Here is a 465-nt window from a genome sequence, read left to right as displayed (position 1 = left end):
ATCCGAGCATCGTACTGACGGACAACTGTAGCGCCGGCATCGAGCTGAAAGCTGACATCTACCCCTTCCAGGACCTGAACGGCGCCCCCATCGGCACCTTCTTCCTGGACCTGAACGACGGCGACGCGGAGATTGCCGGTCCGATCCCCGCCGGTACGCACACGCTGCGCTACACCTACACGGACGACTGTGGTAACGCTGACTTCACCGACGTACCCTTCACGGTCATCGACCGTACGGCTCCCGTAGCCATCTGTGAAGACGGCCTGAACGTGAGCCTGACGTCCGGTTCGAGCACGGGCGGAGCGAGCACCGGTGTGGTGGTCCTGACCCCCGAGATGATTGACAACGGTTCTTACGACGACTGTGGCGACGTAACGCTGCACATCGGCCGGGTACGCCAGCTGGCTAACGGCACCTACGAACTGCTGCCCGGCGCGGTGTACACCGACGAGCTGCTGCTGA

At 63.0% G+C, this 465-nt stretch carries 1 protein-coding gene; it reads left to right on the top strand.

Features of this window, described 5'->3' with window-relative positions; translation table 11 throughout:
- On the top strand, positions 1-465 hold a 465-nt coding region (locus E1J53_RS24100; RefSeq protein WP_173021631.1), incomplete at both ends, for a hypothetical protein.

The sequence above is a fragment of the Lewinella sp. W8 genome (assembly GCF_004375085.3).
In the GTDB taxonomy this organism is placed as follows: Bacteria; Bacteroidota; Bacteroidia; order Chitinophagales; family Saprospiraceae; genus Neolewinella.
The sequence above is the reverse complement of the archived record's forward strand: the minus strand, read 5'-3'. Positions and strand labels throughout refer to the sequence as shown.